This is a genomic window from Vibrio hyugaensis, from assembly GCF_002906655.1.
GTDB lineage: Bacteria > Pseudomonadota > Gammaproteobacteria > Enterobacterales > Vibrionaceae > Vibrio > Vibrio hyugaensis.
In genome coordinates, this window is the sequence record NZ_CP025795.1 from 108,572 (window position 1) to 123,411 (window position 14,840).

General features: G+C 46.4%; 15 protein-coding genes. 9 read left to right on the forward strand and 6 right to left on the reverse strand.

The genetic code is table 11. The annotated features are described in order from the left end of the window. Positions 1 to 160: 160 nt before the first annotated feature. Positions 161 to 1,054, reverse strand: coding sequence for a LysR family transcriptional regulator (locus C1S74_RS17730; protein ID WP_045396407.1), 894 nt, complete (start codon positions 1,052 to 1,054; stop codon positions 161 to 163). A 148-nt stretch (positions 1,055 to 1,202) separates the two neighbouring features. Between C1S74_RS17730 and C1S74_RS17735 the strand changes: the two genes are divergently transcribed. Further along, positions 1,203 to 1,556 carry a MaoP family protein gene (locus tag C1S74_RS17735; protein ID WP_005434702.1) on the forward strand — a complete coding sequence of 118 codons (354 nt, stop codon included), beginning with the start codon at positions 1,203 to 1,205 and terminating at the stop codon, positions 1,554 to 1,556. A gap of 130 nt (positions 1,557 to 1,686) precedes the next feature. Here C1S74_RS17735 and C1S74_RS17740 read toward each other — a convergent pair whose 3' ends face one another. Beyond that, positions 1,687 to 1,938 (reverse strand): DUF3081 domain-containing protein, encoded by a 252-nt coding sequence (locus C1S74_RS17740; RefSeq protein WP_038880154.1) that lies wholly within the window; start codon positions 1,936 to 1,938, stop codon positions 1,687 to 1,689. Between the two features lie 374 nt (positions 1,939 to 2,312). On the opposite strand from C1S74_RS17740, the gene nagB reads away from it, so the two are divergent. Beyond that, a complete protein-coding gene (nagB, locus tag C1S74_RS17745; RefSeq protein WP_038869802.1) occupies positions 2,313 to 3,113 on the forward strand; it encodes a glucosamine-6-phosphate deaminase in 801 nt (266 codons plus the stop codon). 126 nt (positions 3,114 to 3,239) lie between these two features. Here nagB and C1S74_RS17755 read toward each other — a convergent pair whose 3' ends face one another. Further along, positions 3,240 to 4,106: a hypothetical protein gene (locus tag C1S74_RS17755; RefSeq protein ID WP_045396410.1), complete on the reverse strand. Its 867-nt coding sequence runs from the start codon at positions 4,104 to 4,106 to the stop codon at positions 3,240 to 3,242. A 149-nt stretch (positions 4,107 to 4,255) separates the two neighbouring features. Beyond that, positions 4,256 to 5,482: a sodium/glutamate symporter gene (gene gltS / locus C1S74_RS17760; protein WP_045396411.1), complete on the reverse strand. Its 1,227-nt coding sequence runs from the start codon at positions 5,480 to 5,482 to the stop codon at positions 4,256 to 4,258. A gap of 436 nt (positions 5,483 to 5,918) precedes the next feature. Between gltS (C1S74_RS17760) and C1S74_RS17765 the strand changes: the two genes are divergently transcribed. From C1S74_RS17765 to C1S74_RS17780, 4 genes are all read left to right on the forward strand, one after another. Next, the gene (locus C1S74_RS17765) at positions 5,919 to 6,290 is read left to right on the forward strand and encodes a GntR family transcriptional regulator (RefSeq protein ID WP_005428840.1); all 372 of its coding nucleotides are present in this window, start codon (positions 5,919 to 5,921) and stop codon (positions 6,288 to 6,290) included. Continuing rightward, a complete protein-coding gene (locus C1S74_RS17770) occupies positions 6,287 to 7,144 on the forward strand; it encodes an ABC transporter ATP-binding protein (protein WP_045396413.1) in 858 nt (285 codons plus the stop codon). Before C1S74_RS17765 ends, C1S74_RS17770 begins: the two co-directional genes overlap by 4 nt. Continuing rightward, the gene (locus C1S74_RS17775) at positions 7,144 to 7,974 is read left to right on the forward strand and encodes a membrane protein (RefSeq protein ID WP_045396415.1); all 831 of its coding nucleotides are present in this window, start codon (positions 7,144 to 7,146) and stop codon (positions 7,972 to 7,974) included. Before C1S74_RS17770 ends, C1S74_RS17775 begins: the two co-directional genes overlap by 1 nt. 204 nt (positions 7,975 to 8,178) lie before the next feature. Continuing rightward, positions 8,179 to 8,697: an RNA methyltransferase gene (locus C1S74_RS17780; RefSeq protein WP_045396417.1), complete on the forward strand. Its 519-nt coding sequence runs from the start codon at positions 8,179 to 8,181 to the stop codon at positions 8,695 to 8,697. 90 nt (positions 8,698 to 8,787) lie between these two features. Here the strand turns inward: C1S74_RS17780 and gltS (C1S74_RS17785) are convergent, their stop codons facing one another. Together gltS (C1S74_RS17785) and C1S74_RS17790 are read right to left on the reverse strand one after the other, a co-directional pair. Beyond that, a complete protein-coding gene (gene gltS, locus C1S74_RS17785; protein ID WP_038869865.1) occupies positions 8,788 to 10,023 on the reverse strand; it encodes a sodium/glutamate symporter in 1,236 nt (411 codons plus the stop codon). A 562-nt stretch (positions 10,024 to 10,585) separates the two neighbouring features. Further along, positions 10,586 to 11,218, reverse strand: coding sequence for a CatB-related O-acetyltransferase (locus tag C1S74_RS17790; RefSeq protein ID WP_045396420.1), 633 nt, complete (start codon positions 11,216 to 11,218; stop codon positions 10,586 to 10,588). Positions 11,219 to 11,433: 215 nt separating this feature from the next. Here C1S74_RS17790 and C1S74_RS17795 point away from each other — a divergent pair, with 215 nt between their 5' ends. From C1S74_RS17795 to C1S74_RS17805, 3 genes are all read left to right on the forward strand, one after another. Continuing rightward, positions 11,434 to 12,207, forward strand: coding sequence for a DUF4344 domain-containing metallopeptidase (locus tag C1S74_RS17795; RefSeq protein WP_045397582.1), 774 nt, complete (start codon positions 11,434 to 11,436; stop codon positions 12,205 to 12,207). 41 nt (positions 12,208 to 12,248) lie between these two features. Continuing rightward, a complete protein-coding gene (locus tag C1S74_RS17800; protein WP_045396424.1) occupies positions 12,249 to 12,635 on the forward strand; it encodes a thiol-disulfide oxidoreductase DCC family protein in 387 nt (128 codons plus the stop codon). 175 nt (positions 12,636 to 12,810) lie between these two features. Then, positions 12,811 to 14,472 (forward strand): methyl-accepting chemotaxis protein, encoded by a 1,662-nt coding sequence (locus C1S74_RS17805; protein ID WP_045396427.1) that lies wholly within the window; start codon positions 12,811 to 12,813, stop codon positions 14,470 to 14,472. Positions 14,473 to 14,840 lie beyond the last annotated feature (368 nt).

Below are 14,840 nucleotides of genomic sequence, written 5' to 3' on the forward strand. Positions count from 1 at the left end.
AACAGGATTTGACATACCCTCGCTCTGCCATAACTCTCGGTTCAATCATGGGATAGTTTTATAAAGCCCTATCGATTTGCTAGAACTGAAAACAAAAAACCCCGTGGCATCACACCAAGGGGTTTTCGTTTAAATTTGCACTCGATCGCAAAAGAAGAAATTACTCGTCTGCAGGAATGTCGGCAATTTGCTGCAAACTGTAAGCCGTTAGCGGATCAATCTCTTTCACGATTTCTTCCACTTGCTTAATCGCTTCTACAGACGTGCTAGCTTTGCGGTAGCTCAGATAGATAGGACGGTACCAATCTTCTACGCCAGACACCTTGTGAAGCTGCCCACTCGCAATGAACGGTTCTACCAAAGAAGCTGGTAGATACGCACTGCCGCCCTTCTCCAAAACGAAGTCTAAAGCGATACGTGCCGTCGAAGTACGTAAGTAGGGCGCAGGGATTTTAGGGTGACGTTCTGCATGCTCAGACGCAAAGCGCGTGCCCCAATCTACGTAAACGTATTTCTGCTCAAATACCGTTTCTAACGAATCTGGCTTGGTTGAAACCAACACAAGTACCACGTCAGCAACTTTCTTACAGTTCAGCTCATCCGCTTTGATTTGGTCGAAAGCAAACGCCATATCCAGCGTTCGTTCTAGCAAACTGCGGCTTAGCATTTCACGACCCATGACTTCTGCCATAAAGCCGTAACCACCAAATGAGTCTGTCACCACACTCAAACAGTTTTGCAGATAAGCATCCCAAATGTTTGGCGTACCACCCATGGTGAGCTGCAATGCTTTACCATCTTCGAGGGATAATTCGAGTTTGGCTTGCTGCAAAGTGGTCACCATCACCTCTGCATAGCCTATTAAACGCTCACCTGCGGAGGTCAACTTTATGTTATTTCGATCACGAATAAACAACTGCGTATCGAAATAACTTTCCAATTGTTTGATGCGTGCGCTCACCGCTGCTTGCGTAATATACAAGTTCTCAGCAGCTCGTCCGAAGTGACGAACCTTTGCCAGCTCTAAAAATGTTCGAAAGACCTTTACATCCATAAACCATCTCCTGGTCAATATAAAACCAGATTAACAACTAATTAAAATTTTGACGACAAAAAAGTTTTGTTTTTCTTTTGTTAGCTTTGCGCCTAATTTTCGCCGTAATTCATCACATTCATCAATAACGGTTACAGAGGCTGTTGATATGTCTGACACTGAATTTCGTCATGGCAAAAAACGTTTTTACGACAACGTAAAATTCCCACGCGGCTTTGCAAAGTCTGGCGATTTTACTCTTTCGGAAGAGGAAATCCTAACAATTTATGGGGATACTATGCTTGGCCTAGAGTCAGGCGAGTTGACACCTGAGAACAGCGAAGAGAAACACTTCGTAAAAGTTCTGGAAAACCCAGGCAAAGCGAAAACTAAAATCGAGCGCACTTGGTTAAAATACACACAATTAGCTCGTGGTCGCAAACGCTTCCACACGCTAAATGGTCGTAACAAACCAGAGGCGTCAGATGACTACGCAGAAGAGAGCCTAGCAGAAGACGATTAACCGACTCTGCCAAGCCTTAATGCTTGGTTAATCCTCAGAGTATTTCATTCTGTGGTGTTGCAAAAACTTTTTCTTTTTCAAAAGCCCTAAGGTGACATGCCTAAGGGCTTTTTCATTTTCTGGCGACCATTCACTTCGCCAACATAGCGACCTTCTTCAAGAAGCTGTCTTTCAGATGCTCTTGGTCATATTCCAAATGATAGGTGTTGTGGAACCCCACCGTAAGCTCCACACCATTGCCTCTCAGAAACACGTTATAGCCATCGTAATCAGAATAGGCCTCTATCCCTTCATACATCTTGCCAAACTCAGTAGGCGTGCCGTTGTTCATCACACATTCGTATGCTTGGAGCACTTTGGTTGCGTCTAATTCGTTTTTCATTGCGATTCCCTCAGCAATAAACACACTTAAAGTATGGATAAGGAAGAAACGCCGTGCCACACCATAGATTGCGTGAGATCATAACTTCGCCATTTTTCTTCCCTTTCTCCTACGCAACTCCATTCAATTCGGCTCGCTCGTTCAGCCAAAAAACTTAATTTCAGTCATAAATTTTACATGCTAATCAACTAGGCTTGCTTCACGGCTTTGCATAGATTCAACTCGAAGCAAACGTAAAAATCGCCCAGAAAAGCAACATTGGTTAAAGAAAAAGCAAATTTTTGACCTAAAACAATAGCAGTTCAACATTACTTATTTTATAATGCGAATTAATGTTTCAGAACATCTTAAATTCCAATAACTAGGGGCACAAAATGAGACTTATCCCGTTAGCTCAAGCAGCACAAGTAGGCAAGTGGGCAGCAGCACACATCGCTAAGCGCATCAACGACTTCAAACCAACTGCTGAGCGTCCGTTCGTTCTGGGTCTACCTACAGGTGGCACTCCTCTAGCAACTTACAAAGCATTGATCGAACTTTACCAAGCTGGTGAAGTGAGCTTCGAACACGTTGTAACTTTCAACATGGACGAATACATCGGCATCCCTGCGGATCACCCAGAATCATACCGTTCATTCATGTACACCAACTTCTTCAACCACGTAAACATCCAAGAAGCGAACATCAACCTTCTTAACGGTAACGCGGAAGATCACGAAGCGGAATGCCAACGCTACGAAGACAAAATCAAGTCTTACGGCAAGATCAACCTATTCATGGGCGGCGTAGGTAACGACGGTCACATCGCATTCAACGAGCCAGCATCTTCTCTGTCTTCTCGCACTCGCATCAAGACACTAACTGAAGACACTCGTATCGCGAACTCTCGTTTCTTCGATGGCGACATCAACCAAGTTCCTAAATACGCACTAACTATCGGTGTTGGTACGCTACTAGACGCTCAAGAAGTGATGATCCTAGTAACTGGTCACAACAAAGCACTTGCTCTACAAGCAGCAGTAGAAGGCAGCGTAAACCACCTATGGACGGTTTCTGCACTTCAACTACACCCTAAAGCAGTAATCGTTTGTGATGAGCCTTCACAACAAGAGCTTAAAGTGAAGACAGTTAAGTACTTCTCTGAGCTAGAAGCGGAAAACATCAAAGGTTTCTAATCCTTCGGATAACAACCAAAGATAAACGCTGAATACACAAAACCCGTGAGTCATCACGGGTTTTTTCGTTTTTAAAGACTGAAAGGTTTGAAGATTTAGGAATTTAAAGAACCGCTAGCGAGGCGTTTAATAAGCTTGAATACCAAACTGACGCAGACGTTTTGGCAATACCTCATCAAGTTTATCTAATTCGCTCGGCTCGACCTCAATGAGGTTGAAGTTATGCTGCTCATACACCGCACGAATCTTCTCTCGCTCCGCCTCTAACATCTCGCCAGTGTCACTGCCCCAAAACTGCAAATAGACTTTGCCACCCGGTAGGTAGAAATCGCTTGTCACGTCTTGTTCAATCGGCAGTTGGCGCTCGTAAGCGTGCACCACACCAGCCAAATACAGCCAGTTATCGATCAGCAGTTCTCCTTTAGAACGAACATAATGCCCGTCTAAAGTGCGGTGCTTGGCTTCAAACTTCTGACGGAAATTGGAAAGCGACTTATCTGTCGAGTGGGACTCGACATCTTGCCCTAAGAACTCAATCACAGACTGCTTGAGGCGCTTGTGACGCAGTACTACGTCGTGCCACACCACAAAGGTATTCTGCGACTCTTTATCGGTTCTCTGCTGACCTCCAGCGCGGATTCCGGCTTCGGTTAAGCTCCATCCTTCTTCGGATTTGCTGATCCAGCCTAATTCACTTAACAGCTGGTTCATACGCTTGGCATTGAGCTTAAGTTTCTCACCCAACAGGGTTGCGCTGTAGGTTTTGCCAGACGTTGCGGCAAGCTCGATGTGCAAGTTGGTCGGCCAAACAATGAACTGCCCAAATTTAGGGTGATCGACATACTCACCGCCAAACTTGGCGCCCTCTTCGGTCAAAATCCATTTCTCGTCTTGGCGAACGATGTAGCCAGCGCGTTTGAGATCGGCAAACAGCAGCTTGGCTTCTATCTGACGCATTTTTGCCAGTGCCGACGTCGATATTTTTTCAGACACGATTCATGCCTCCTGCTACTGTTTGAAAGTAAGGTGATGACTTGGATATTAACGCATTGATTTCATTGCTTGAAGTAAGAATAGATCGAATATGCTGATAAAAAAGCCTGTCCCTCAGGACTGGCTTTTGTTTTGTGGAGCGAGGCTGGTTACTTAATAAATGAAATACAGCCTTGCAGAATCACTAGGTTGACGATGTCGATAAAGAACGCACCAACGATAGGCACCACCATGAAAGCTTGTGGTGATGGACCGAAGCGGTTAACGATAGAGCCCATGTTCATCACTGCGGTTGGGGTTGCGCCCAGACCAAAGCCACAGTGACCACTTGCGATAACCGCTGCATCGTAGTTGCTGCCCATCACGCGGAACGTCACGTAGTAAGCGAAAACCGCCAAAATCACCGATTGCACCGCCAGAATGATGAGGAACGGGATTGCTAAGTCGAAAATGTTCCACAGTTTTAGGCTCATTAGCGCCATCGCTAGGAACAGAGACAGAGAAACCGTACCAAGAATATCGACCGTCTCAACATCCACTTTGCGTACTTTGGTCACTTCCATGATGTTGGTGATCACGACACCGATAAACAGCGCGTAAACGAAGTCTGGAATCATCAACCATTTGATGCCAAAGCTGCTCACCCAACCTTCTAAGTAGCCAGCACCAGTGACACACAGCAGAATGATCGACAAGCTCTCGACCACTTTCTTCGCGGTTACGCGGTCTTCTTCGTGCTCGTTGTAGGTCACCAATTCAGGAAAACGCTCATGAGTCTGGTTGGTGCGTCCGTATTCAGATTCAAGGTTGTGCTTATCTATTAAACGCTGCGCCACAGGGCTGCCGATGATGCCACCAATCACCAAACCAAAGGTGGCAGATGCCATTGCGACTTCTAGTACGTTGTGCAAGTCATACATGTCTTGGAAGGTTTGTGACCATGCTGCGCCCGTACCGTGACCGCCAGACAGCGTAATCGAACCTGCAATCAAGCCCATTAGCGGGTCTAAGCCGAGCGCCGTTGCCAAAGAGACACCGACCGCGTTTTGGATAAGAATGTACACCGATGCCACGGCTAAGAAGATAAACACCTTAGCGCCACCTTTAATCAACTGGGTGTAGTTCGCTGCTAAGCCAACGGTAGCGAAGAACATCAACATGAAAGTGTTTTGCAGCGGTAAATCGAAAACTAAATCCACGCCATTGAAATGCATCGCGGTGATCGCACAAGCGACAATCAAACCACCAACGATTGGCTCGGGAATATTGAATTTCTTTAAGATCGGTAATTTAGCGTTAACGAATTGTCCCAAGAACAACACACAAATAGCGACGAGAAACGACTCTTGTGGACCGACAGAAATGACCTGATTCATAAAACCTCTTTGCCTCCTTTTTCTCATCCTTTGAGCAACAACTCGCAGGTTGAGCGGTATTTAGGCAGGTCAGAGTGCCTACTGAACGTGTGGTTTTCTAGGATGGAAACTCTTTCAATTCTCATTAAATAAGAAAGCAATAGCTCGGATATTTACCCAATTCTCACTCAATGAAAAAACATACTTTTTCACCAAGGTTTGTGGCGCAATTTTCTCGTTTTTTTCGCCCTTCTCAACTTATGAGAAGTGCCGAGTTTTTAAGGGCAAAAACGTATGCGATTGCGTGCAAATTTTGCGTGAAACTCTGGTGCAAACTTTGGCGAATTTTCATCGACAAAAGTGATTGAGAAAACAGCGCATGAAGATTGTCGCTTTCTATCCCGGCGCCTAGGTGTTATACATATATATAACACCAACTCAGCCAAGGAAACCAATCATGACGCATTGGCATGATCGCCAACCGATTTTCCGTCAGTTGGCTGACCAGATCACCCAGCAAATATTGCAAGGTATCTGGCAAGAGGGCGAAGCTTTGCCTTCGGTACGCAGTGTCTCTGCGGATATGAAGATCAACCACCTGACGGTCATGAAGGGCTATCAGTTATTGGTTGATGAAGGATTGGTTGAGAAGAAACGTGGGCAAGGCATGTTTGTCGCCCAAGGTGCAAAAAAACAGCTGCTTGCTGATGAAAAAGCACGTTTCCTTGAACAACAAATTCCGCAGATCGCCGACACACTACAACGTCTGGATATGTCTCTTGATGAATTTATCCAACAAATCCAAACACATATTGAAGGTGACCAATGAGCGCATTAGTCAGTGTAAAACACGTCTCCAAGCAATATCGTCAGCAGGGTGAAGCGCTGCATGACGTGAGCTTTGATCTACAAGCGGGCCAAGTACTTGGCTTGCTAGGTCATAACGGTGCGGGTAAATCGACTCTCATTAACGCCCTACTCGGTGCACACGAATATCAGGGCACCATTCGCATCAACGGCTTTGAGCCAATCATGCAACGCGACAAAATCATGCAGAGCTTGTCTTACATCTCGGATGTGAACGTGTTGCCAAACTGGATGACGGTTGCTCAGCTGCTCGATTACACCGAGGGCGTACATCCAGGTTTTAATCGCAGCAAAGCCGATGCCATGCTTCGCCAAACCGACATCAAGCCGCGTGCGCGCATCAAATCCCTCTCGAAAGGCATGAAGGTGCAATTGCACTTGGCAGTCGTCATCGCGACCAATACGCAGATTCTGATTCTAGACGAGCCAACGCTTGGTTTGGATTTGGTTTATCGCGATACCTTCTACCGTCATTTGCTGGAATGGTTCCACGATGGCGAGCGTGTGCTGATCATTGCGAGCCATGAAGTATCGGAAATCGAACACCTACTGACGGACGTGCTGATCCTTAAACACGGTCGACCTGTCCTGCAAACCTCAATGGACAGCATCAGCGAGGATTACTTCATTCTTGATGCCAGTGATGAGCATCGCGCACAAATCGAAGCGCTGAAACCACTGTCATCGCAAAAAGGCTTAGGCACGACTAAATGGTTGCTGTCGTCACAATACGCAGAACAAGTTGCAGGTCTGGGTAATGTGTATGGCGTCAAGCTTGCGGATCTGTTCTTGGCATTGCAGAAGGAGGCAGCATAATGAAATCGATTGTCGCGATGTTGCGTAAAGAATGGCTAGAGAACCCGTTGGTTACACGCGTGCCGTTATTTATGTTTGCCTGTGGCGTGCTGCTGTTTGTCAGCTTAATGAGTAGCTCGACACTGCAACACAATATGTTCTTCCAAATGAGCTTTGGCGGTGATGTCAGTGACATCCACAAAGAGCTAGGTGATGACGTCAACATGCTGATCACAGGTGGCATTGGTTTGTTGTCTATCCTGCTTGGCACTCAATATTTCCCAAGAACGCTGCGTAAAGAGCGCTCAGAGGGCAGTATCATGTTTTGGCGCAGTATGCCTGTCAGTGACGTGAAAACCCATCTGGTGAAGCTGACGTTTGGTTTATTGGTGATTCCATTGGTGTGTTCGGTATTGGTTTTCGCTTCCGGCTTTATGCTGTGGATGTTGAATGTTTCAACCGACCACCAGCTGGCGTTATTGTATCGCCAAGCATCATTGGGCTTCGTGCTGCTGAACTGGATTGAATTCTTGCTTCGAATGGTGGTGGCTGGCGTGTTGTTATTGCCGCTCGCACTGACAGCAATGGCAATCTCTCAGAAAGTGAACTCACCCCTGTTGGTGATCTTGATTGGTATTTACGCACTGCGCTGGATGCCGATTGCGATGTTCAACTTCTATGGTCTGGATGATTTCTTCTCTGCGATTTTCTATCTACCACTGCACGCGATTCTTGCACCAAACCCGTTCAGCGCGATTCCAGATGCAGGTTGGTTGAATGTCGGTATTTACGCTTTCATCGGTGTGCTTGCTTGGACGGCTAGCATCAAGTTCAGCCGCACCGTGAACTAACAAGCACAAGCGAAACCGCACATCAAAAGCGAGGTACTGTCCTCGCTTTTTTCATTTTCGGCACCATCAATCTTCACTCTGTTTGCTTCAACTCAAAAATAATCAGCCTATAGCAATAGCGCTTCTGCGTGGTTAAGTTCATAATCCCCCGCTTAATGCGCCCAGCGCTGTCATCTAGAATTTTTGAAAAGCAGAACACCAACCATGACCACCAAGCCAACAGCCATTATTGGACTGTACAACCCAAAGAGTCCAACCAACGTTGGCGCTGTATTACGAGCCGCAGGCTGCTACGACGCTGCGCAAGTTCGTTACAACGGCACACGCTACAGCCGCGCAGTAAAATTCCAGACCGACACCCAGAACTCACAAGAACGCATTCAATTAGTGGAGGTGGAAGACCTCACCGCTAATGTTGCCGACGATGTGAAAATTGTTTGTGTTGAGTTAGTGGTCGGCGCAACAGCACTGCCGCACTTCACTCACCCAGAGAAAGCGATTTATGTGTTTGGACCAGAGGACGGCTCACTGCCGCAAGAGGTGGTCGATAAGGCGCATCATGTGGTGTACGTACCGACTCACGGTTGTATGAACCTAGCCGCGACGGTGAACGTTGTGCTTTACGATCGCATGGCGAAAACACTGGGGACGATTGATGACCACCAGCAAGTCCTTGCTAATCGAGACAACAAAAACCGCTTGAAAATGAAAGCTTGCGTATAGACAGACGAAGCTCGTCGTTGGCGAACACCAGATACAAAAAAGGTCACAGCAACACTGTGACCTTCTGTTTTATTTAGCGTCTTAATCTATCTAGCCAAGGAACGAGATGTAGCCTTGCAGAATGATCAAGTTAACGATGTCGATGAAGAAGGCACCAACAATCGGCACAACCATGAAAGCTTGTGGCGACGGACCAAAGCGGTTAACGATAGAACCCATGTTCATTACCGCTGTTGGGGTTGCCCCCAAACCAAAACCACAGTGACCACCAGAGATAACCGCTGCATCATAGTTACTACCCATCACCTTGAACGTTACGTAGTAGGTGAAGATAGCCAGAATCACCGACTGCACGCCCAGAATCACCAAGAATGGGATCGCTAGGTCGAAAATGTTCCACAGTTTCAGGCTCATCAATGCCATTGCCAAGAACAGAGACAACGATACCGTACCAAGCATATCGACCGTTTCTGTATCTAACTTACGAACTTTAGTCACTTCCAAGAAGTTAGTGATGATCACACCAATGAACAACGCGTAAACGAAGTCTGGAATCATCAACCATTGAATGTCGTAAGTGCTCACCCATTGTTCTACGTACTTCGCACCTGTTACACAGATCAATAGGAAGAACAGTTTCTCAACCACTTTTTTCGCGGTTACTTTGTCTTCTTCGTACTCGTTGTACGTCACCAATTCTGGGAATTTTTCGTGGGTTTTGGCATCTCTGCCCCCAGGACCATACTCAGATTCGATCTTGTTCTTTTCGATCAAGCGCTGTGCTACCGGGCTACCGATGATACCACCGATGATCAAACCGAATGTTGCTGACGCCATCGCGATTTCCAACACGTTATTTAATCCATACACGTCTTGGAACGTTTGTGACCATGCAGCACCTGTGCCGTGGCCACCTGAAAGAGTAATCGAACCCGCGATAAGCCCCATCAGCGGATCTAAACCCAATGCCGCCGCTAATGAAACACCGACACCGTTTTGTATGATGATGTAGAACGACGCGACCGCTAAGAAGATAAAGACCTTCGCGCCCCCTTTCATCAACTGAGTGTAGTTTGCTGCTAAACCAACAGTAGCAAAGAACATCAGCATAAATGTGTTCTGCAACGGCAAATCGAATTCCAGATCGATACCGTTGAAATGAAGAGCAGTAATGGCGCAGGCGACTATCAAGCCCCCTACAATTGGCTCAGGTATGTTGAATTTCTTTAAGATCGGTAGTTTAGCATTAATGAAATGCCCCAAAAAAAGCACACTGATCGCAACCAAAAAGGACTCCAGTGCACCTACAGATATCAAATGATTCATATCGCCTCTTATTATTGTTCTCTTCATCCTCCGTAATGATTGAGTGTTAGTTTAACCTTCGCTCAATAGCAAATTTTCTCGCTATATTTTTTCGAAAATACTCAAAAGGTTGTGTTAAATGCGCCTTAGGCTAGTTTAAGGGACGGTCGTTAAGCGATGTTCTGATTTATGCGCTATTCGCAAGCCCTAAAATGTAAAAGGAGCCGATTAAGCTCCTTCTTATCCGGTTCACATTCAAAGCAAAAATGACTGCTTGATGTGGATGGACATAGTGTTGTGAGTATTGTCCGAGAGAGACTTTCTGAACCGCTATCGAGCTCCCTTACTTAAACAGAAAGTCATCCTCACTATTGGGCAAAGTTCCTTCCCGTTATAACGAATAGAGCGCCGTGGTGGCGCTCTAACATCTTGGTTTGCTTGTATCCTATCGTAGTTCAATAACTCTGACTCATGATGATTAAAACGAGCCGAATCCAAGGAAATTCTCAAGCTTGCAACAAGTGTTCTCGTTACAACGGAGCGAGATTATAACATATCGCTGAAAATTTTCCTCATTTCAGTGCTATTCGCCACTTTTATACTTTTCTTCTGCAATGATTAACTGCTCTATATCATTGTTACAGACGAAAGAGCGAAGCGCCTCAAACTTATCTTCATCCCACGTGTAAATTTGCAGCGCGAGCAGCTTATCGATGGTGTCTTGCTCAAAGCGAAGCTTGATGGGTTTTGCGGGCGATCCTGCCACCACGGTATAAGGCGGGATATCTCTAGTAACCACACTGTTTGCCGCGATCACTGCACCTTCCCCAATTTTGACACCAGGCATGATCATCGCGCGCATACCAATCCAAGCCGCGTCACCAATCACGGTATCGCCTTTGCCTTGGTAAGATTGCTCAATGTCATCAAGAAACGGATACAGACAGAACCAATCCGTTTTGTGATTATGGTTGCCGCCCATCAAAATGACCGCTTCAGCCGCGATACAAACGTAATCACCAATATAGAGCTGATCGACTTCCCACCTCGGCTGCCACGCTTTACTGATTTCATCGCCATGCAGATAACGCACGACCGAATCTTCAAAGCCGTTGTCCCAACAATCGCTGTAATAACTGTGTGTACCTTTGATGTGGATGTTTTGGTTTTGCACCACTTGGTGCAGGTATTGAAATTTGGACCAATGTTTTTTCATGGCAATTGCCTCAGTCGAGTAAATGGATGCCACGGAACGATTTCTCGTGGCGTTGTTGCTGCGTTCTCAGTCAACGACGCCTATTGGATGCGGGGCTGCAGTAATAATGGATTGTTCATATACCTAAGTATCCTCGACATGCAGGGTTCAGCGTGCACCCTATAAAAACCATGTATAATTTTCAAGCAAACCAAACAAATAACAAGATTACGAAAATGAAAAGTTACTCAGCCTTTGCTTCGCTGTTATTGCTTGCTACCACTGCATCGGCAAGCGATAGCGTTAAAATAGAATATCTTCCAACGGAAACTGCCAATGACCTCTTTGCGGCGCAGGTGATTGAAAGCAGTGAAGTGAACGACATCTTTGTCCAGCTTTCTGATGATTATTTCCCGTTTGATAACCCACTAACACTAACCTACGGTGGCGAAGACGGTCCACTTTACGATCCAGAAACCCACACCATCCATATTCCCTACACCTTTTATCTGGAATCCTTTAACTACTTCACCAACAACAAGTACCAAGAACGTTACGGTAAAACACCGAAAACAGGCGCACTCGATACTTTGCTGCATACCTTGTTACATGAAGCCGGACACGCTTACATTGCCGATCAAAACATTCCTGTACTTGGCAAAGAAGAGGATGCGGTCGATAACTTCGCCACCATTTTGCTGATTGACTACGTTGATGATGGTGCCGATGTGGCGATCAGTGCTGCGGACATGTTCGCATTCGAATCCGACGACAGGCCGGACTACTACGATTTTGGCGAGTACATCGATGAGCACAGTTTCGATCTTCAGCGTTACTTCTCTACCCTGTGTCTGGTATACGGAAGCGATCCTGAGCAATACAAAGCCTTGCTTGATGAAGTAGAAAAAGACTACTTACGCGATCGCAAAGAGTTCTGCCAATTCAATTACGGCAACATCCGCGATAATTGGCTACATTACTTGCAAGACAATGAACTAAAAGAAAAATAATCGCGTAAAAGGGATAAGAACAGCCAATAATGAGTTCAATCATGACCAAACTGACCGTATTTTACGATGGTACTTGTCCCTTGTGCGCCAAAGAGATGAATGCACTAAAACAACGCGATGCCAAGCAGCAGATCAAAACCGTCGACATCTACAGCGAGGCGTTCACCGATTATCCACAGATCGATCCTGAGCAAGCCAACACCATTTTGCACGCCCTCAACGAGAAGGGAGAACTTCTGCTTGGGTTGGACGTGACTCATAGTGCATGGCAACTGGTCGGTCGCGGTTGGTTGTATGCACCACTGCGTTGGCGCATTATCAAACCTGTTGCCTACTGGCTTTACCTCAAATTTGCCAAAAACCGCTACCGCGTCTCCTACTGGTTAACGGGCACTTCTCGCTGCAATAACGGTTCGTGTTCACGTTAATTGTGATCCCGCTTAAAAATGCTACGACCTTAGTCTAAATTTATAAACTTCCAGTACTTCTGATTGATTAACTCGGTTAATCTCTAAGCATTACAACAATAAGTATTAATAATTTTATCAGGCAGGCTTACTCAGCTTGTCACTTGTAACGCTGCGCCGAGAGAAGGACGTCTCTATGAATCTGACGATCAGAAAACGACTATATATCCTTTCAATAATTCCTATTCTAACCATGGCAATAGGCATGATGTGGTTCACCTACCTACAAACCACTGCCTATAACGAACACGAGATTGAGCAGACTCGAAGTCAAATGATGGAGATGAAAAAAGCTGAGCTCAAAAACTACGTCCAAATGGCGCGTTCCGCTGTCGAGCCACTACTCGCTCAGAATGCCCCACTTGAAGAAGCACTGCCTATTTTGAAACAGCTGGAGTTTGGTCAGTCCGGTTACATCTTTGGCTACGACTCAAAAGGCGTGCGTGTCGTGGTGGGTAAAAACACCAAAGGCATCGGGGAAAACTTCTACAACTTGCAGGACAAGAAAGGCAATTACCTGATTCAGGATTTGCTCAAAAACGCCAAAACTGGCGAGTTCACGACTTATTACTTCCCGAAACTCGGTCAGAGCGAAGCGCTACCAAAACTGAGCTACTCGGTCTTTATTCCTGAATGGGATTTAATGTTGGGAACGGGTTTCTACACTGACGATATCGACGCCATTGTGGCAAACATGGAAGAAGAAGCGCATCAAGCTCTCAACACCACACTGACTGCAATTGCTCTGTTCTGTGTCTCGATTGCGGCGATCGTCGCGATCTTCGCTGTGTTTGTTAACCGCAGTATTATGAAGCCTATTGAGCAGTTTGACGCTTCAATTCACTCTTTTGCGCAAGGCGATGCAGACTTAACCGCGCGCATGGAAGAATCGAGTGTGCCGGAGTTCACCCAGCTGAGCCGAAACTTCAATATCTTTGTTGAAAGCCTGCAAGGCATCATCAAGAGCGTTAGCCACTTAGGACAAGAAGTGGTTTCAGAGACCAACGACATGTCACAGCGAGCATCGCAAGTGGACGAATTGGCTTCTGGTCAGCGTGAAGAGACCGAACAAGTCGCTGCAGCAATGACCGAGATGACAGCAACGGCGCACGAGATTTCCAGCAACGCTAACCAAGCTGCGCAATCAGCTAAAGACGCCGATGATAACTCACAGCAAGCGAAACACATTGTTGATTCCGCAGCGAACTCTGTCGAAGCGCTTGCTTTAGAAGTGTCGGAAGCCAGCACGGTGATTTCTCGTTTAGAGAGCGATGTACAAAACATTTCTTCTTCGTTAGAAGTGATTCAAGACATCGCCGAGCAAACCAACCTATTGGCACTGAACGCAGCCATTGAAGCAGCCCGTGCAGGCGAACAAGGTCGCGGCTTCGCAGTCGTTGCCGATGAGGTTCGTAAACTGGCGAGCCGTACTCAAGACAGCACAGGTGAAATTCACCAAATGATTGAGCAATTGAAGTCTGGTTCGGATGCGGCAGTGAGAGCCATGGGCTCAAGCCAAGCGCGCGGTGAAGCAACGGTTGAAGAAGCACGAGCAGCCTCTGCCGCTCTGCAAGAAATCCAAGCCGCAATTGCTAACATCATGGACATGAACACGCTGATCGCAACGGCAACCGAAGAGCAGAGCCAAGTTGGACAGGAGATTTCACAACGCATTGAAGTGATCTCTCAACAAAGCAGCCAATCGGCGCACCTTGCCAACCAAAACCGCGCAGGCAGTGGCAACCTCAACCACAAAGCTAACGAGCTGTACGACTTGGTCGGTCGCTTTACGGTTTAAAGCTTTCCTCACCCAATCACCATGCAAACAGCGACGCCAAAACGTCGCTGTTTTTATTTCTGCTATCCTCAGACATCTTAGGGTCTGTTGATCTTTCGTGGTTAAATTTTGTTCGAGATAAAATCGTTTTAGGCGAGGCAAGGAGTATGTCGCCTAGTCACTCTAAGCAAATACTCCTTAACAAAGCATAAAACGATTTTAGCCGAACCCTTTGGGCAGCATTTGTTGGCTCTTTCTACTGCGTTATCGACTTCTCATGTAGGCTAGCTACACAGCAAAGCCTCTGCCTTGTATAAACACCCAACAATTCGCTGCAAAAATCAGCTCGAAAGGTCAACAGACCCTAGTTATAATGCCGCCAACTTAGC